This window comes from Polynucleobacter sinensis (assembly GCF_001595985.1).
Taxonomy (GTDB): Bacteria; Pseudomonadota; Gammaproteobacteria; order Burkholderiales; family Burkholderiaceae; genus Polynucleobacter; species Polynucleobacter sinensis.
The window spans coordinates 299,346-317,476 of sequence record NZ_LOJJ01000002.1 but is presented as its reverse complement, the minus strand read 5'-3'; the positions used below and the strand labels follow the sequence as shown (position 1 = coordinate 317,476).

Sequence of the window (18,131 nt, the reverse complement as noted above, 5' to 3'; positions counted from 1 at the left end):
CTAACTACTCCCAAGCCAAGCTCAATGCAGTGGCAAGGAAACTAAATGAACGCCCTAGAAAAACACTAAACTATCAAACACCGGCAGAACGTTTTGCTCAATCTGTTGCGTTGACCGGTTGAATCCAAGGTCCAAATGGGAAGGCTTGAGTAAGTTGATGGCGATTCCATTTCAGCCAGATGAGCCCACCTATAACTCCCAGCAATGAAGAAATAAGCAGGATTTTTGCTAACGCCCCGAAGCCGAACCACGCTCCTAGGGCTGCCAATAATTTAGCATCCCCCATTCCAATCCCATTGCGGTGTGAGAATAATCGATAACCGCTGTTTAAGCTCCATAAAATTGCATAGCCCAAAAAGGCCCCAATGATTGCGTCAACGGGATATGCAAGGCGAAGTTCGGATACGCAGTTTAATAGGATGCCTGAAAACATTAGGGGAATCGTGATTGAATTGGGAAGTAGAAAACTCCGCCAATCAATGTAGGCCAGATAAATCAAGGTCAGAACAAGTGCGGTTTTAAGTGCGACATTGAATATGTTGGGATCTATCAAACAATCTGTCCTAAATTGAAGATGGGTAAATACAAGATGATGACTAAGCTGCCAATAATCGCACCAACCATTAAAATCAACAAGGGCTCCAGGCTCTGGCTAAGAGTATTTAGCCGACTGCTAAGTTGAAAGCCGAGCGTATTGGCGCGGTGACTCAGCATTTGCGCTAGGGATCCACTTTCGGCGCTAATTTGTAGAAGCGTCATTGTCTCGATGTCTAGAAGTACGGAGTGTGGGTCTGCGCGTTTGAGCGCTTCGCCTAGTGGCCATCCACGCGTGAGGTGCTTGAAAATTTCAGCACTAAAGTCATGGCTTACCCAGTGATTCGAAGACTGAGCTGTCACTCTGAGAGCATCTGGCAGCGGCAATCCTGCTTGTAATAGGTGCCCTAAAGTTCGACACCAGTGACTTAAGGTTGCTAATCTATATAGGTTTCCAAAAAATGGAATACCAAGAATGATGCGATCACAGTAACGCTGAAGGAGTATTGACTTTAGCCATGTGCATATAAAACAGAATGCGCAAAGTGTGAGTGTCAGCACTAACTGTAGAAAATATTGTTGCAATAAAGTAGAGAGTGATATGAGTATTCTGGTGGGGGCTGGTAATTCTGCTTGGAAGTTCTCAAATACTTCTTTGAATACGGGAACTACCCATACCATCATAACCAGTACCAAAAGAAAAGAAGTGACTAGTGTCATTGCAGGGTAAATGAGAGCTTGCTGAATTTTTCTACGTAATTCAATTTGAGCCTCTAGCTGGGTCGAGATCGTAAGCAATGCCAGTTTCAGATCGCCCGATCGTTCGCTGACTCGAATCAGGTTGGAGAACTCAGAAGAAAATTTTCCGTTTTGGGCATTTAAGCAATGAGAGAAGCTATTCCCTTTTTGTAAAAGTTTTCGAATGTCCTCTAGCCACCCCTGCCAGGATCTAGGAGTAGATTGAATCAGAAGTTGAATAGCATTCAGAAGTGGTAGCCCAGCATTGAGTAGTGCCAGCATTTGTTGAGCAAAATGCAGCTGCTCCGATTTGCTAAGGCTTGGATTGAGAAAGCGAGTTTTCAAATCCAAGAGCCCACCTCAGAATCTAATGAGGCTTGATCGATAATCCCAGCCTCTACTGCCCGCATGCCCGCAGAGTAAATATTTAAGTAGGGGGTCGATGATCCAAGTTGCTTGCTGTCTAATACTTCATGGACTCCATACCTGCCAAAGTATCCAGAGCCTCTGCAGCAACTACATTCCGGGTTCTTGGAATAAGCGCCACATTTCCTACAAATTTTACGTACTAATCTTTGCGAGCTTACGCAATGAAGGCAGGATTGAATGAGCTCTTGATCTACTCCCAGAGTTTTCAGTCTGTTTAATGCGCCAAGTGCGTTTCGGGTATGCAGGGTGCTAAGGACTAGATGGCCTGTTTGAGCTGCTTGAATAGCCAATTGAGCGCTGGATGAATCTCGTATCTCACCAATCATGATGACATCTGGGTCTTGTCGGAGTAATGCTCGAATGATGGTGGGGAAATCAAGCCCCGCACGCGGATGATATGCAACTTGATTAGTACCCGGTAGCTGGATTTCAATCGGGTCCTCCACTGTGCAAATATTTCTCTGCACCTGATTGAGTGCGCTTAAGCAGCTATAGAGGGTGCGCGTCTTTCCGCTTCCGGTCGGACCTGTCACCAGAATTAATCCACTCGTTTGTTTGATTGAGTGTTGAAAGATATTGAGTTGCTCTGGCAGTAGGCCAATCTGTTCAAGAGAAAGTTGGTCAAGCTGACTTGGTAATATACGAACCACTGCCTTTTCACCATGAAGTGTTGGCAAAATGGATACTCGGCAATCGGTATTTGGCTTACTAAAATCGAGCCCAATAGATAGTCGACCATCTTGCGGAAGTCTTTTTTCAGCAATATCTAAGCGCGCTAATATTTTGATACGGGTCAATAAGCGCTCATGTAATTCAATCGGGTATTGATTTTGTAGAGTCAGATGCCCATCTACCCGAACACGCACTACAGTTTCTTGAGGTCTTGCCTCAATATGAATATCCGTTGCCCTGGAATTTAATGCATGAACAGAAATTTCATGCCAGGTTCGAATAATATGAGAATCATGGAGCGTCTCGATCAATCTTGATTCAGTTGTGTTTGAGGCTTGTAAAGTTTGACCGTTTTAACGCCATGCTCATCAAATTGCACAATCTCCATAATGACGCCAGCAATACGAACGCTAACGTCATGATCTGGAATTGCCTCTAATTTTTCAAGGATGAGTCCATTCAGAGTGCGCGGCCCATCAAGCGGCAGATCTAAATTGAGGAGGCGATTCAGGTCTCGCAATGAGGCTGCGCCATTCGCGAGATAAGTGCCATCTGGAAGCCAGCGAGGATCATTTGAAAGATTAGAAAATGAAGTAGTGAATTCCCCGATTAATTCTTCAACAATATCTTCAAAAGTCACTAGGCCTAAAACCTCTCCATATTCATTTACTACCAAGCTTAAGCGCTGTTGGTTGTCTTGAAAGAATTGCATTTGCTGCAATACAGGAGTGCCGCTTGGAATGAAGTAAGGCTCATTTAATAGGGATCTAAAGTCGTGATGATGAAGTTCAGTATTTCCTAAGAGGGATAAGGCTTTTTTCACAGAAAGAATTCCAGTAATACGATCAGAGTCACCATCACAAACAGGTAATTTATTGTGATAACAAGTTTCCAGTTGCTGAACAACTTCATCGATTGGCCTAGATAGATCTAAAACTTCAATTTTTGAACGCGGTGTCATGACATCGTCAACCAAGATATTTTCTAAATTAAATAGGTTGAGCAAAATATTGCGATGATGTGCAGAGACAAATCGATTGGATTCCAGAACAAGACTGCGCAACTCCTCTTTGCTCATCACTCGGTTTTCGGTGGATGTTTGTAATCCAGAAAATTTCATTAATCCGGATACTAGATTATTGATAAACCAAAGTAATGGTTTGAGAAGATAGGTAAGCGGCAGGATGATCCAACCAACATTGCTCGCAATTTTTTCAGGAAAGGCTGCGCCAATAACTTTTGGAGTAATTTCGCTAAAGATGATAATCAGCAAGGCAACAACTAATGTGGCAATCGATAGCACTAGTCCGCTATCTCCAAAGAGATGCAAGGCAATGCCTGTGACTAAGATGGGCAGAATGGTATTAATGAGATTGTTAGAGATGAGTAAGACTGAGAGTAGCGAGTCAATTCGCTTTAGTAGCCTTTCGGCAAGTGCGGCCCCAGCGTTGCCACCATTTGCCATGGCGCGCAAACGATGGCGATTTGAGGACAGCATACTTGTCTCGGCCATCGAAAAGAAGCCGGAGAGTGCCAGTAAAAATAGGACTAAAGCGACCTGCCCAAGAAAGGGCCAATCATCAAAAAAAGTGTCCATTCATTCAGTCCGCAAAAAAATTAGGAGGAATCAATATAGCAAAGTGTCATTTCACTAGCTATAGCTAAAGTGGAGGTACCCACGCATATATTCAGATATTTATGTCAGAATCTTCAGCATGACATCCTCAAAATCCAAAGAGACGGCAATTTCTAGAGAGTATTGCGTGATATCTGCCCCTTTTGGGTGCCTGGGTATACAAACCGAGTTGGTAGAGGGTAGTTTGATGATCTCAAAAATTGATTATTTATCCCCCAATACTCCTTTGCAGCCACCGAGTAACCAGCTGGCAAAAATATTTACAAAGCAGTGTGAGCAATACTTTAAAGACCCTACGGCGCGTTTTGATGTTCCTTTAAAGCCGGCGGGTACAGTGCATCAGCAGCGGGTATGGGGTGTGACGGAGAAGATTGAGGTGGGGAATACAAAAACTTACGGGGATCTAGCAAAAGCAATTAAGAGTGGGGCGCGTGCCGTAGGTAGCGCATGTGGCGCAAATCCCTATCCTTTGATTACACCATGCCATAGGGTGGTTTCTGCTCAAGGAGTCGGTGGATTTATGAAAGAAAATAATCCCGGTCTATATCGTCAGATCAAAATCTGGCTACTAAAGCATGAGGGTGCGCTCTAGTAATTTTGTGCTGAAAGTTTTCTCAGTTGTGTTGAGGCGAGATGAAAGAATGATTTCATCAGCAGATCATTACTTGCGGCAATCTTTGTAAAGCCATAGAAAATCCAGACTGTATTTCTAGATAGCTTGACTTCAGTGGTGTGGTTAAATTCTTTTCGAGTGGCAATCTTCTCGAGCGTCATTACTGCAAGCCCAAATGCTAAGAAACAAAAGCGTCTTATACCATTTTCAGCCTTTGGAATAAGGGCGATGTAAGCAAGTGCATCTAGGAGCTTTTGATAGGCAATTGCTAAAAGATTTTCTTGAGTCAGGTTACTTGGTTTCCAAGACACGCCGCGCGCATGGTCTTCAGGCGAGTCTTTAAGAATGTTCGTCATCTGCAAGGCTTGGCCAAAAGCTACCGCTAATTTTTCATGACCCTGTATCTGTTTCGCAAACTCAGCCGAGTAATTACAAAAAATAGTAGTGAGCAGTTCCCCAACCACCCCAGCCACCACATAGCAATACTCTTCGAATTCAACCAAGTCTTTGAGACCATTTTTTGTTTGTTTGCCGTGGAAACGGGTCATGCCTTCCGACATGATGCAAATGCAGCGACTAATAGCGGCTTGGTCTTCACTGGGAAATGTATGGAGAATACGAAGGACGGTCGGGGTATTTGTGATGAGATCAAGCTCGTCAATATTGGGATAATTTTTTAGCGCATCAAGGCATGGCACCACAAATAGTTCTACGGGAATTGAGCCAAGAACGGCATCTAAAAATAACCTGGACAGAGACTGTTTTTTGGATGGAGAGAGTTCTGCTGCATCTTCAATCGTATCTACGATTCGGCAGAGCAAGTAAGTGTTACCTACAACTGCCTCGATTTGAGGGGGCAGGAGGGGGATTGTGAGCGCGAACGTACGCGAAACAGAACTCAAAATAGCCTTTTGGTAGGCTAGATCTGCGCTGAGGTCTGGTAATGGGGAATTCACCCATGAATTATGTCAGACCATTCCACTCAAATTACGCCCCTCACTTAATGACATAAGTGACAAGGCCATATAATTTGTGCAAATTCCTTCTGGAGATATTGGGCGATGTTGATTTGGTTTGTCATCATCTATTGGGTGGTATCTGTAGGTATCGGCCTTTGGGCTGCGCTACGGGTTAAAAATACGGCTGATTTTGCTGCGGCTGGTCATAGCCTGCCCCTGCCCATTGTGACTGCTACGGTATTTGCTACCTGGTTTGGTTCTGAAACGGTTTTGGGTATCCCAGCGACCTTCTTAAAAGAAGGGCTTGGCGGGATTGTGTCAGATCCTTTTGGATCCTCCATGTGTCTTATATTGGTAGGCCTGTTTTTTGCGCGCCATCTCTACAACCGCCGGATGCTGACCATCGGTGATTTCTTTAGAGAAAAATATGGTCGTACCGTTGAAGTTTTGGTGACGCTATGTATTGTAGTTTCCTATCTGGGTTGGGTAGCAGCGCAGATTAAAGCTCTGGGACTCGTCTTTAATGTCGTATCTGAAGGCAGCATTTCTCAGACTGGTGGCATGTTGATTGGCGCAGGTAGTGTGTTGATTTACACCTTGTTTGGCGGTATGTGGTCTGTTGCTATTACCGACTTTATTCAGATGATCATTATTGTGCTGGGTATGCTCTACATCGGCGGTGAAATGACGTTGCAAACTGGTGGGGTAGGGGTTGTGCTGGAGCATGCCGCTGCCGCTGGACAATTTTCTAATTTTTGGCCAGATATGAATCTAGCCTCTATCCTAGGCTTTATAGCTGCTCTATGCACCATGATGTTGGGATCCATTCCGCAGCAAGATGTTTTTCAGCGCATCACATCATCTAAAAACGTCAACATTGCAGTACAAGCTGCGCTTCTGGGCGGCGTGTTGTATTTCATTTTCGCTTTTGTTCCTCTATACCTTGCTTACTCGGCAACAATCATCAGTCCAGACTTGGTAAAGCAATATTTGAATACCGATCCGCAAATGATTTTGCCGAAGTTGATTTTGAATCATGCCCCTATCATTGCTCAGGTGATGTTTTTTGGAGCCTTGCTTTCTGCAATTAAGAGTTGTGCAAGTGCGACCTTGCTCGCTCCCTCCGTCACTTTTGCCGAGAATATTGTGAGAGGCTTTTTTAAGCATTTAACAGATCGGGCTTTATTAAAGGTCATGAGAATTACCGTGCTGTGTTTTGCAGTAGTGGTAACTTTTTTTGCGATTAACTCCCATCTATCCATTTTTAAGATGGTGGAGAACGCCTACAAGGTCACTTTGGTAGCGGCTTTTGTGCCGCTTGCATTTGGAGTGTATTGGTCTAAAGCCAACTCTTTAGGGGGCCTATTGGCGGTTGTTGGCGGTCTCACGGTTTGGATTAGTTGCGAGGTTTTGGCCCCCAATGCAATCCTTCCGCCGCAGTTGGCAGGTTTAATGGCAAGCATCACAGGCATGCTACTTGGCGGACTTGTCCCAAGGGCTCAATTAAGGGCGCCTTGAGCGAGGATTGAGATAAGATTTGCCTAAATTTTAGGCAAAATATTTTGTTGCACCGCAAAATAATCTCCTCTAATATGACGCTAATTCAGAATTTTTTATCTTTGTGGAGTTTTTATGAAAATCTGTGTGATCGGTGGAGGGGGCGCCATTGGCGGTTATCTTGCTGTCATGTTGGCACGAGCCGGCAATGAGGTAACGGTAGTAGCGCGGGGCGCCACTTTATCAGCTATCAAAGAGCGCGGCCTCGCATTAATTATGGATGACCAGCCTGAGCCTTTAGTCGCGCAGGTAAAAGCGGTTGAAAAAATAAGAGATGCCGAAACTCCGGATGTTGTCATTTTGGCCGTAAAGGCCCATCAGGTTGAGCCGATCATTGATGATCTTGCGGCAATTATGGGTCCTGAGACTATCCTGATTCCAATGCAAAACGGAATTCCTTGGTGGTATTTCCAGAAGTTGGGTGGCCAGTATCAAGATCATGCTGTTGAGACGGTTGATGCTGGTGGTGTCGCAAAACAAAAAATTAACCCCAACAACATTATTGGTTGTGTAGTTTATCCCGCCACCTTTACACAAGCTCCAGGCGTGATTCGTCACGTAGAAGGCAATCGCTTTCCATTGGGCGAGTTGGATGGCAAGCAGAGTGAGCGCGTTCAGAAGATGTCTGAAATGATGGCTGCTGCGGGATTTAAGTCTCCAGTCTTGGATGATATTCGTTCGGAAATCTGGTTGAAGTTATGGGGCAATATGACATTTAACCCGATCAGCTCTCTAACCCACGGTACTTTGGAGGGTATTTGCCAGTATCCATTGACCAAAGAGTTGGCACGCAACATGATGGCTGAAGCACAAACGATTGCTGAAAAGTTGGGTGTGACATTCCGTGTGGATATTGAGCGTCGTATTGCTGGCGCTGAAAAAGTGGGCAAACATAAAACATCGATGCTGCAAGACTTGGAAGCGGGTCGTAGTTTAGAGATTGATGCTTTGCTAGGTTCAGTAATTGAGTTAGGAAAAATTACTGAAACCCCAACGCCGTGCCTCAATACAGTTTTTGCATTGACTAAATATCTTGATGAGAACGTTCAAGCTTCTAAAGGAAGCTTGGCATTGCCATCTGTGTCGGGTTATTAAAAGAAGTATAAAAACTTTTTAGAGCCATCGGCATTAAAAACCCTCGCCACTAATATGGTGAGGGTTTTTTATTTTGAGATGGTCGTTAATTTACTCGAAGCGATTGTCTAAACGTCCAACACCTTCAATGATGATGCTGATACTACTACCTGGCTTCATGGAGCCAACTCCGACGGAGGTTCCGCAGGCGATAATGTCGCCAGGCAGCAATGGCAAGTCCTGAGAGATCAGACTGACTAATTTTGCTGGGGGGAAGATCATATCGGCGACGGGGTAGTTTTGACGCTCCTGATCATTCAATATAGTTTTGATTATGAGTTTGCTTGGATCAACATCGGTGGTGATGTAGGGGCCAAATACACCAAAGGTATTAAAGCTTTTGGAGCGAGTCCATTGCGCATAGCCTGGATCGCGATTGAGTATTTCAATAGCAGTGACATCATTAATGCAGGTGTAACCAAAAATTGCTTTTGCTGCTTCTGCTTCACTTAACTCGTGACAAGGCTTGCCAATCACAATCCCTAGCTCCCCTTCATAGACGACCTTTCCGGAATATGACTTTGGAGTGCGAATGGTTTGATTTGCGGCCAAGAAAGAATTATTTCCTTTGAGAAAGTACAAAGGTTCTGTTGGTACAGCATGTTCTAGCTTAGTAACCAGTGCGTGAAAATTATCGACCATTGCAACCATCTTGGATGGAATGCAGGGAATGTCAATAGTGACATCGGCTAGTTTTAAGGTTTCCCCAGTTGCTTGGGGATTGTTAAAAATATCGCCCGAATAGATGGCAATTTGATCGCCTTGTACTTGACCTAAGCCTGTTTTGCCTTGGTGTTGAAATCTGAGCCATTGAGTCATAATGAATTTTCCTAATAGTAAATTTTTAATAAGCAATATCTTACAGGGAAGCCTGAATGACTCCGAACCCAGAATTAATCTTTGCGCCTGAATACGATCAACCGGTTCGTTACATTGAAAGAACGCGTAATTACTACTTGGGCTTAGGGTATGAGACGCCCTATGTTTGGGCGCACTACATTGACGTCCCCTTTTTGCCCTTACAAAAGCCTTTAGCAAAATCTATTCTGGGTTTAGTGACTACCGCTGTGCCATTTGATTCAAGCAAGGGTCTGCAGGGTGCTGGAGCGCCATACAACGCTGCTGCAAAATTTTATAAGCCTTATGAGAAATCAGTTGAGGGCGATATTGATTTGCGGATTGCTCATGTTGGCATCGATCGACGCAATGCAAATATGGAAGATAGTAATTGTTGGTTTCCAATTAGTGCGGCTAAACGTGCTGTTGCCAATGGACGCATTCAATCCTTGTCGAAAAATTTCTATGGCCTGCCAACAAATCGTAGTCAACGCCATACTCTTGAGGTTGATGCGCCTTTAATTCTAGAAAAGATACGTGCGGACAATGTGGATGTTGCCGTGTTAATTCCAAACTGCCCAATTTGTCATCAAAGTCAAAGCTTGCTGGCACGTTATTTGGAGGAGCATGGTATTTCTACAGTGGTGATGGGGTCTGCGAAAGATATTGTTGAGTACTGTGGGGTACCTCGTTTTCTATTCAGTGATTTTCCCTTAGGAAATGCTGCAGCTTTACCCAATAATTTGGAATCGCAAGATATTAATTTTGAAATGGCTTTGCGCGTTTTGGAAAGTGCACCCACTCCTCGCACAACAGTTCAGTCCCCCCTGTTGTGGTCCAATGACCCAGCTTGGAAACTGGACTATGCGAACTTAGAAAAGTTGTCGGCAGATGAAATTGCGCGTTTGCGAGAGGAGGCGGAAGTTGCTCGCATTACGGCACGTGAACTCAGGATGAAGAGTGTAGGTGCTAAGCCCGTCTAGAGAGTGAGTATTGACAAAGTGCGTGGAGCGCTTCAGTGGCATCATTTTTCGGGAAGTCTTGAATACATTCAATAGCAAGATGTACTTCCCGCTTTGCTGCTGCATGGGTGTAATCTAGCGCCCCGGAGTTTTGTACAGCGCTGAGAATTTGTGCAAAAACATCATCTGGTAAATCTTGATTTTGCTCAATGGCGGCGCGTACTAGTAGACGCTCTTCAGTATTGCCATTCTCAAGGAGATGAATTAGTGGAAGAGTGGGTTTGCCCTCTCTTAAGTCATCCCCAGCATTTTTCCCCATTTGAGCGGCATCGGCTGTGTAATCAAGAAGATCATCCATCAATTGAAATGCGGTTCCAATATGACGGCCAAAAGCTGCGGCTTGTTTTTGCTGCTCACTATTAGCCTTGGCAAGAATTGCACCAAGCTGGGCTGAGGCTTCAAATAAGCGGGCGGTTTTGTAGCGAATGACTTGAAGATAGCTTTCTTCATCCACTTCAGGATCATTCATATTAAGTAGCTGCAAAACCTCGCCCTCAGCAATCGTATTAGTTGCGTCCGAGAGGATTTCCATGACTTGCAAATTACCAGGTCCAACCATCATCTGGAATGCTCTGGAGTACAGGAAGTCCCCAACGAGCACGCTAGCAGCATTTCCAAAAGCAGCATTTGCGGTTTCTCTTCCCCTTCTGAGGGTAGATTCATCAACAACATCATCATGAAGGAGGGTTGCGGTGTGAATGAACTCGACCACAGCAGCCAGCTCGAGTGTATGAGGGATATTTTTGCCATCGGCCAGGGCTTTGCTTATAAGGAGCAAAAGGGCGGGTCTGACCCGTTTTCCACCGGCCTGGATGATGTAGGACGATATTTGGTCAATTAAGGTGACTTTTGAGGCTAGTTTTAGACGAATAACCTCATCTAATGCCTTGAAATCTAAGGAAATTGGGGCCAAAATTTGGCTTAACTCATTGGTTTTGACAGTGCTCGTCATGCAAGATATAATAATGGGCTTAGCTCATCCAGGGTGGATTAGCTTAAATGTAGATATTAATTGAGGTTTCAAACCATGTACGCGGTCATAAAAACCGGTGGCAAACAGTATAAAGTTGCTGCAGGCGAAAAATTGAAAATAGAACAGATACCAGCGGAAATCGGCAGCGAAATCACTCTTGACCAAGTCTTAGCCGTAGGCGAAGGCGCTTCACTGAAGTTGGGTGATCCATTGGTTAATGGTGCAGCTGTGATGGCCACTGTCGTCTCCCAGGGACGTCACGATAAAGTGACAATCTTTAAGATGCGCCGTCGCAAGCATTATCAAAAGCACCAAGGCCATCGTCAGAATTACACAGAAATTCTGATTAACACGATTAAAGCCTAATTTAGGCTAACGGCTAAATAGCAGGAGAAAGATATGGCACAGAAAAAAGGCGGCGGCTCGACACGAAATGGCCGCGACTCAGAATCGAAACGTCTAGGCGTTAAGGTATTTGGCGGCGAGCAAATCAACGCTGGCAGCATCATCATTCGTCAACGTGGCACACGAGTACATCCAGGTGCAAACGTTGGTATTGGTAAAGATCACACTTTGTTCGCCTTAGTTGACGGACAAGTGGAGTTTGGCGTTAAGGGTGCTTTGAAGAAGGCCCAGGTTTCAGTCCTCCCGCGTTCATAAGGCGCCTGACTGAGAAACGTTTGATTCAGATTTATTCCGAATTTAACTCTTAGGAACAGGCCTCGCACTAGCGAGGCCTTTTTTATTCATGAAATTTATAGACGAAGCTCGTATTGAAGTCATAGCTGGCCAAGGCGGTGCCGGGAGTGCCTCTATGCGCCGCGAAAAGTTTATTGAGTTTGGCGGACCTGATGGCGGTGACGGCGGTAAAGGTGGGAGTGTTTGGGCCACTGCGGATCGCAATATCAACACGCTGATTGACTATCGCTATGCCAAAACACATACTGCGAAAAATGGTGAGCCTGGGCGCGGAGCTGATTGTTATGGTCGCGCTGGCGACGATATTGAATTACGTATGCCGGTTGGCACCATTATTTCCGATTATGAAACCGGTGAACCTATTGCTGACTTAACGACCCATGGCGAACGGCTTTGCCTGGCGCAAGGTGGCGTTGGTGGTTGGGGAAATATTCACTTTAAGAGCAGTACTAATAGGGCGCCTCGTCAAAAAACGAATGGCAAGCCCGGCGAGCGTCGCAAACTAAAGTTAGAGCTCAAGGTCCTAGCCGATGTCGGTTTGCTGGGCATGCCTAATGCAGGCAAGTCCACGTTGATTACTGCGGTATCTAATGCGCGCCCCAAGATCGCAGACTATCCATTTACTACTTTGCATCCGAATTTGGGTGTGGTTCGTGTTGGTAGCGAGCGCAGTTTTGTCATTGCAGATATTCCCGGTTTAATCGAGGGCGCCGCTGAGGGTGCTGGGCTGGGTCATCGCTTCTTGCGACATTTACAGCGAACAGGGGTACTGTTGCATTTAGTGGATATTGCGCCATTTGATGAGAATGTTGATCCTGTTGCGGATGCAAATGCCATCGTTAACGAGTTGCGTAAATATGATGAAGCCTTGGTTGAGAAGCCCCGTTGGTTGGTTCTCAATAAAGTAGACATGATCCCAGAAGAGGATCGTAAAAAGGTTGTAGCTGACTTTATTAAAAAGTTTAAGTGGAAGGGTCCTGTATTTGAGATCTCTGCTTTGACGGGCATGGGTTGCGATAAGCTTTGCTATGCCTTGCAAGATTATTTGGATTCCGTTCGTAAAGATCGAGATGATGCTGATGAGCGAGCAGCAGATCCTCGTTATCAAGATCAAGTATTACCAGAAGATAAAGCCCCAGATTAAAAACTGTCATTTGATATGAATACTCAGAAAGCAAAACGCATTGTTGTCAAAGTAGGATCTAGTCTTGTTACCAACAATGGCGCTGGTTTGGATCATGCTGCGATCGCTTTGTGGGCTGAGCAAATGGCTGCTTTATTAGGCGCTGGCCATCAAGTATTAATGGTGAGCTCTGGGGCAATCGCAGAAGGTATGCAACGTCTCGGTTGGACTAAGCGTCCACAAGAAATTCATCAGTTACAAGCTGCTGCTGCAGTAGGACAAATGGGCTTGGTGCAGGTTTATGAAAGCTGTTTTGCGCGCTTTAATTTGCGCAGTGCACAGGTTTTATTAACCAATGCGGATTTGGCAAACGCAGAGCGCAATGCGAATGCGAAAGCAACACTAGATACTTTGTTGAAGTTAGGCGTTGTCCCCATCATCAATGAGAATGACACGGTAGTTACTGATGAAATTAAGTTTGGTGATAACGACAGTCTAGCTGCATTGGTGACGAATTTAATTCATGCGGATTTATTAGTTATTTTGACTGATCAAGGTGGTTTATTTACTGCAGATCCTCGTCAGGACACTTCTGCCACTTTATTAAGTGATGCGCTAGCGGGCGATCCACTTTTGGAGAAAATGGCAGGCGGAGCGGCAAGCGAATTGAGCAAGGGCGGTATGCTCACTAAAGTTTTAGCTGCGAAGGTTGCGGCTAAAACGGGTGCTGCCACCGTGATTGCTTCAGGCCGCGAACCAAATGTACTTATCCGTCTTATGGATGGCGAAAAAATCGGCACTCGTCTCGCTGCTAGTTAGAGAATTTCTCCGAAGGAGTTGCTCGGTTTAGCGCCGCCAGTAAAGCCATTCGGATTTAGAGACTTCAAAATAGCGGTAATATTTTTTTCTTGCGAATTAATGTTACAGAATGCCCCAGAGGCTAATGAATCTTGGTAGCGATTAACAACTTTAGATTGAATTTTATTCCAACTGCCTAATGGATTTTCTTTCCAAGTTCCATTATCAAATGTGCCATATAGGCGCCACTGATTTGAGTCACAACGAATACCTTCATATTGGATTTGCTGGCTACCACTCGGGCTAGTGATGATGACGATATAACGTGTAATTCCATCCGCCCCAATTAAGATCGAATCTGTATCTATTGAAAATTTAAACACAGTTCCCTGTGAGACATAGAAGGGGATAGTGGCAGCTTTATTGGGTGGATTCAAAGGCATTGCGGTCGAACCTTCCTTAAACACCATGGGCGCAAATGGGTCTACCCCACTTTCCAGCGGATCTCCAGCGCAGGCTAGCAATGAAAGACCACATGCAAGGGCGATCGAATACAGCGAAATACGGCGGTTCAAATGCTCAGTCATGGTTTGTCCGTGGGTTTTGCTTCTTGGGGTTGATCTTCGTCGTTGGCATAAAAGGCCTGCATCAGATCAAGGGGGGTTCCCCACGTCAGCTGTTGCATGCGAATGCCGCGGGTGAGATATCTCGCTAGCTCAGAAAGGGCTAGCTGATAGACCTCGCGTTTGAAATCAATCACTGCATCTAATTGAATCCAGAACGGAACCCAGCGCCAAGCATCGAATTCAGGGTGTTCTGAGGCTCGTAAGTGGATATCGCTATCTAGACCTACTAGACGCAATAAAAACCAAATTTGTTTTTGTCCGCGATAACTGGCTCTGTGAGATTTAGTGGCATGCTGACGGCGCAAGAATTCCTCAGGGACGTCATAACGAAGCCAATCCCTAGTTCGCCCAATAATTTGGACATGTTCTGGCAGCAAGCCAACTTCCTCGTGCAATTCGCGGTACATGGCCTGTTCAGGGCTTTCACCATGCTGAATCCCGCCCTGCGGGAACTGCCACGAATGCTGCCCAACGCGTTTTCCCCAGAAAACCTCGTTGTGGCTATTCAGGAGGACTATGCCGACATTGGGTCGATACCCTTCACGGTCAAGCATGATCGTGCCTCAAATCCTTTAAAATCAATGATTTGATTATATCCATACATGAAAGCCTCACAATCATTTCTCGCTACGTTAAAAGAAGCCCCCTCTGATGCTGAGGTGATATCGCACAAACTCATGGTGCGCGCCGGTTTAATACGCAAGCTTAGTGCAGGGGTTTACAACTATCTGCCACTGGGTTTGAAGGTCATTCGCAAAGTAGAAAATATTATTCGCGAGGAGATGAACCGTGCTGGCGCAATTGAGCTGCTTATGCCGATGATTCAGCCTGCGGAGTTGTGGCAGGAGACCGGACGCTGGGAAAAGATGGGGCCAGAATTGTTGCGTATTAAAGATCGCCATGATCGCGATTTTTTAATTCAGCCCACGTCTGAAGAGGTGATTACTGATCTTGCAAGAAATGAAATCAAAAGCTATAAACAGCTGCCAGTAAATTTTTATCAAATTCAAACCAAGTTCCGCGACGAGCGTCGTCCACGTTTTGGCATTATGCGTGGGCGTGAATTCAGCATGAAAGATGCCTATTCATTTGATCGTGATACTGAGGGCCTAAAGAAGTCTTATCAAACAATGTTTGATGCCTACACCCGCATCTTTAAGCGTATGGGTTTGGAGTTCCGTGCGGTAACGGCAGACAACGGTGCTATTGGTGGATCAGGAAGTCAAGAGTTTCATGTCATCGCAGATACTGGTGAGGATGCGATTGTATATTGTCCAAACTCTGATTACGCCGCCAATCTGGAGGCTGCCGAGTCACTTTCTTTAATTGCGGAACGTGCTGCTGCTACGCAGGCAATGGCTAAGGCTCCAACTCCTGATAAAACAAATTGCGCGGATGTGGCTAAGTTCCTGAGCTTGCCCCTTGAGAAAACCGTGAAGTCTTTATTGTTTGCGGCTGATCAAGAAGATGGGCCGGCAAAATTATTTATGCTGTTGGTTCGCGGTGATCATGAGCTCAATGAAATCAAGGCGAGCAAGATCCCTGGAATGGCTGAGTCTCGTTTTGCTACTGAGGCGGAGATTAAGCAAGCTTGTAATGCGCCTGCAGGTTATTTAGGTCCGGTTGGTGTGAATGCCAATGTCACAGTAGTTGCCGATCGAACGGTTGCGAATATGTCGGACTTTGTCTGCGGTGCGAATGAGTCTGGCCATCATTTGACTGGTGTGAATTGGGGTCGAGATTTGCCCGAGCCATTGGTGATGGATTTGCGTAATGCGGTTATAGGTGATGCTTCTCCTGACGGAAAAGGTGTTGTAGACATCTGTCGTGGCATTGAAGTGGGCCACGTATTTCAATTGGGTACGCGTTACTCTGAGGCGATGGGTTGCACATACCTCGATCAACAAGGTAAAGCGCAACCGATGGTGATGGGTTGTTATGGTATCGGTGTGACTCGATTGCTAGGAGCCGCTATTGAGCAGGGTAACGATGAGCGCGGCATTATTTGGCCTATTTCCATGGCTCCATTTGAGGTAGTGATTTGTCCAATGGGTTACGAGAAGTCGGAGGCAGTGAAAGCAGCCTGTGATCAGCTCCATGAAGAGTTATTGTCTGCAGGTATTGATGTTATTTTGGATGACCGTAATGAACGCCCGGGCGCGATGTTTGCTGATTGGGAGTTGATTGGGGTGCCATTCCGCGTAGTGATTGGTGACCGTGGTCTGGCAGATTCTCAAGTTGAATTTAAGGGTCGCACTGACTCCGAGTCACAAAATATTCTACTGTCAGAAATTAAAGCAAAAGTGATTGCTGCAGTAGAGGCTGCTAAGAAATTAATTTCTTAAATTCACTACTCCTAATCAGTCTCTGTAGGTTGAAGTAATTATTTTTTAAAGAGTCCGCCAAGTCCTTTGGCGGCTCCTTTTGCTGCCATGGATGCCATGGTGCGAGCCATCTTGCCGCCTTTAAATTGTTTCATCATTGTTTGCATTTGCTCAAACTGGGCAAGTAGGCGATTCACTTCTTGAACTTCAACGCCAGCGCCAGCGGCAATGCGTCGCTTCCGAGTGGCTTTGAGTATTTCAGGTTTTGCACGCTCTTGCGGTGTCATGCTATCAATAATGCCGCGCATGCGCTTCGTTTGTTTATCTGCGGCACTGAGATTGGTTTTGGAAGCTGCTTGCGCCATATGGCTGGGCAATTTATCCATGAGGCTAGCCATACCACCCATTTGTTGCATCTGAGCCAACTGATCCCTAAAGTCTCCGAGATCAAATCCCCCTTTAGAGATTTTCTGCGCTAATTTTTCTGCTTTTGCGACATCTACGTTTTGCTGGGCTTGCTCTACGAGGGCAAGGATATCGCCCATACCTAAAATTCGATTGGCCATACGCTCTGCATCGAATGCCTCAAGGCCATCCATTTTTTCAGCAATACCAATAAATTTCAGTGGTACTCCGGTGACTTGACGAACAGAGAGTGCGGCACCACCTCGTGAGTCACCATCTAATTTGGTGAGGATCACGCCCGTTAGTGGTAGGGCTTCGTGGAAGGCTTTAGCTGTGTTGACGGCATCTTGTCCTAGCATCGCATCAACGACAAATAGAGTTTCAATCGGTTTGAGGTTCTCGTGCAAGGTTTTAATTTCTTGCATAAGTGCTTCATCAATACCAAGGCGTCCCGCCGTATCAACCAATAAAATATCAAAGTAGTGACGGCGCGCCCAATCAAGTGCCGCTGCAGCGATTTCACTTGGCTTTTGATTGATGTTGCTAGGGAAAAATTCTGCGCCTACTTGCTTGGTGACAGTTTCCAGCTGCTCAATAGCCGCTGGACGGTAAATGTCGCAAGAAACGGTAAGAACCTTTTTTTTCTTTTTTTCCTGAAGAAATTTGGCCAACTTTCCTACAGAGGTAGTTTTACCAGCACCCTGTAGGCCCGCCATCAAAATGACTGCGGGTGGCTGGGTAGCTAAATTGAGCTCACCACTTTGATTAGTATCACCGCGCATCACTTGAGCAAGTTCGCGCTGGACAACTCCAACCAGCGCTTGGCCAGGACTTAAGCTGCCAACCACTTCCTCGCCAAGGGCTTTAAATTTAATTTGCTCGAGCAGGGATTTAACTACTGGTAGGGCAACGTCAGCTTCTAGCAAGGCCAGACGGATCTCCCGCAGCATCTCCGCAGTATTACTTTCAGTGAGGCGAGCTTGCCCTCGCATTGTTTTCACAACACGTGATAGGCGGTCGGTGAGATTCTCAAGCATTTATCGATTAGACTT

The 18,131-nt window shown here is 45.6% G+C and carries 18 protein-coding genes and 2 pseudogenes; 10 read left to right on the top strand and 10 right to left on the bottom strand.

Annotated features, from left to right (window positions below):
- Nucleotides 1-122 (top strand): annotated as a pseudogene (locus AOB49_RS11990) (IS30 family transposase); the annotation flags it as partial.
- Here AOB49_RS11990 and AOB49_RS03720 read toward each other — a convergent pair.
- From AOB49_RS03720 to AOB49_RS03705, 4 genes are read right to left on the bottom strand one after another with little or no spacing between them, the layout of a single operon-like run.
- Nucleotides 98-553: a prepilin peptidase gene (locus AOB49_RS03720; RefSeq protein ID WP_062308071.1), complete on the bottom strand. Its 456-nt coding sequence runs from the start codon at nucleotides 551-553 to the stop codon at nucleotides 98-100. The pseudogene AOB49_RS11990 and the gene AOB49_RS03720 sit on opposite strands and share 25 nt — an antisense overlap.
- The gene (locus AOB49_RS03715) at nucleotides 550-1,623 is read right to left on the bottom strand and encodes a type II secretion system F family protein (RefSeq protein ID WP_245640603.1); all 1,074 of its coding nucleotides are present in this window, start codon (nucleotides 1,621-1,623) and stop codon (nucleotides 550-552) included. The genes AOB49_RS03720 and AOB49_RS03715 overlap by 4 nt, the downstream gene beginning before the upstream one ends.
- Nucleotides 1,614-2,684, bottom strand: coding sequence for a GspE/PulE family protein (locus AOB49_RS03710; RefSeq protein WP_062308068.1), 1,071 nt, complete (start codon nucleotides 2,682-2,684; stop codon nucleotides 1,614-1,616). Before AOB49_RS03710 ends, AOB49_RS03715 begins: the two co-directional genes overlap by 10 nt.
- Nucleotides 2,681-3,970: an HlyC/CorC family transporter gene (locus AOB49_RS03705; RefSeq protein WP_062308066.1), complete on the bottom strand. Its 1,290-nt coding sequence runs from the start codon at nucleotides 3,968-3,970 to the stop codon at nucleotides 2,681-2,683. Before AOB49_RS03705 ends, AOB49_RS03710 begins: the two co-directional genes overlap by 4 nt.
- A gap of 118 nt (nucleotides 3,971-4,088) precedes the next feature.
- Here AOB49_RS03705 and AOB49_RS03700 point away from each other — a divergent pair, with 118 nt between their 5' ends.
- Entirely contained in the window at nucleotides 4,089-4,601 is a 513-nt protein-coding gene (locus AOB49_RS03700) for a methylated-DNA--[protein]-cysteine S-methyltransferase (protein WP_062308063.1), read from the top strand.
- Here AOB49_RS03700 and AOB49_RS03695 read toward each other — a convergent pair.
- Nucleotides 4,598-5,578 (bottom strand): squalene/phytoene synthase family protein, encoded by a 981-nt coding sequence (locus tag AOB49_RS03695; protein ID WP_062308061.1) that lies wholly within the window; start codon nucleotides 5,576-5,578, stop codon nucleotides 4,598-4,600. The two genes, AOB49_RS03700 and AOB49_RS03695, sit on opposite strands and share 4 nt — an antisense overlap.
- Before the next feature lie 105 nt (nucleotides 5,579-5,683).
- On the opposite strand from AOB49_RS03695, the gene AOB49_RS03690 reads away from it, so the two are divergent.
- On the top strand, nucleotides 5,684-7,099 hold the full coding sequence (locus AOB49_RS03690) for a sodium:solute symporter family protein (RefSeq protein WP_062308058.1): 1,416 nt from the start codon (nucleotides 5,684-5,686) through the stop codon (nucleotides 7,097-7,099).
- A gap of 114 nt (nucleotides 7,100-7,213) precedes the next feature.
- Nucleotides 7,214-8,233, top strand: coding sequence for a 2-dehydropantoate 2-reductase (locus AOB49_RS03685; protein WP_062308056.1), 1,020 nt, complete (start codon nucleotides 7,214-7,216; stop codon nucleotides 8,231-8,233).
- A 90-nt stretch (nucleotides 8,234-8,323) separates the two neighbouring features.
- Here the strand turns inward: AOB49_RS03685 and AOB49_RS03680 are convergent, their stop codons facing one another.
- Nucleotides 8,324-9,091, bottom strand: coding sequence for a fumarylacetoacetate hydrolase family protein (locus AOB49_RS03680; RefSeq protein ID WP_062308053.1), 768 nt, complete (start codon nucleotides 9,089-9,091; stop codon nucleotides 8,324-8,326).
- A 56-nt stretch (nucleotides 9,092-9,147) separates the two neighbouring features.
- Between AOB49_RS03680 and AOB49_RS03675 the strand changes: the two genes are divergently transcribed.
- Complete coding sequence (locus tag AOB49_RS03675) at nucleotides 9,148-10,092, top strand: glycine reductase (protein WP_062308051.1); 945 nt, start codon at nucleotides 9,148-9,150, stop codon at nucleotides 10,090-10,092.
- Here AOB49_RS03675 and AOB49_RS03670 read toward each other — a convergent pair.
- Nucleotides 10,079-11,083, bottom strand: coding sequence for a polyprenyl synthetase family protein (locus tag AOB49_RS03670; protein ID WP_062308048.1), 1,005 nt, complete (start codon nucleotides 11,081-11,083; stop codon nucleotides 10,079-10,081). The genes AOB49_RS03675 and AOB49_RS03670 overlap by 14 nt on opposite strands.
- Nucleotides 11,084-11,158: 75 nt before the next feature.
- Here AOB49_RS03670 and rplU point away from each other — a divergent pair, with 75 nt between their 5' ends.
- The 4 genes and pseudogenes from rplU to proB all read left to right on the top strand — a co-directional run.
- Entirely contained in the window at nucleotides 11,159-11,470 is a 312-nt protein-coding gene (rplU, locus tag AOB49_RS03665) for a 50S ribosomal protein L21 (RefSeq protein ID WP_041484800.1), read from the top strand.
- A 33-nt stretch (nucleotides 11,471-11,503) separates the two neighbouring features.
- Nucleotides 11,504-11,764 carry a 50S ribosomal protein L27 gene (gene rpmA / locus AOB49_RS03660; protein WP_062308046.1) on the top strand — a complete coding sequence of 87 codons (261 nt, stop codon included), beginning with the start codon at nucleotides 11,504-11,506 and terminating at the stop codon, nucleotides 11,762-11,764.
- Nucleotides 11,765-11,852: 88 nt separating this feature from the next.
- Nucleotides 11,853-12,947, top strand: a complete 1,095-nt coding sequence (cgtA, locus tag AOB49_RS03655) for an Obg family GTPase CgtA (protein WP_062308043.1) — start codon at nucleotides 11,853-11,855, stop codon at nucleotides 12,945-12,947.
- Between the two features lie 15 nt (nucleotides 12,948-12,962).
- Nucleotides 12,963-13,739, top strand: a pseudogene (gene proB, locus AOB49_RS03650) (glutamate 5-kinase); the annotation flags it as partial.
- A gap of 2 nt (nucleotides 13,740-13,741) precedes the next feature.
- Here proB and AOB49_RS03645 read toward each other — a convergent pair.
- A complete protein-coding gene (locus tag AOB49_RS03645) occupies nucleotides 13,742-14,311 on the bottom strand; it encodes a CNP1-like family protein (RefSeq protein ID WP_062308038.1) in 570 nt (189 codons plus the stop codon).
- Entirely contained in the window at nucleotides 14,308-14,904 is a 597-nt protein-coding gene (locus AOB49_RS03640; RefSeq protein ID WP_062308036.1) for an RNA pyrophosphohydrolase, read from the bottom strand. Before AOB49_RS03640 ends, AOB49_RS03645 begins: the two co-directional genes overlap by 4 nt.
- Nucleotides 14,905-14,952: 48 nt before the next feature.
- Between AOB49_RS03640 and AOB49_RS03635 the strand changes: the two genes are divergently transcribed.
- Nucleotides 14,953-16,695, top strand: coding sequence for a proline--tRNA ligase (locus AOB49_RS03635; RefSeq protein ID WP_062308033.1), 1,743 nt, complete (start codon nucleotides 14,953-14,955; stop codon nucleotides 16,693-16,695).
- Nucleotides 16,696-16,733: 38 nt separating this feature from the next.
- Here AOB49_RS03635 and ffh read toward each other — a convergent pair whose 3' ends face one another.
- The gene (gene ffh, locus AOB49_RS03630) at nucleotides 16,734-18,116 is read right to left on the bottom strand and encodes a signal recognition particle protein (protein WP_062308030.1); all 1,383 of its coding nucleotides are present in this window, start codon (nucleotides 18,114-18,116) and stop codon (nucleotides 16,734-16,736) included.
- Nucleotides 18,117-18,131: the final 15 nt, after the last annotated feature.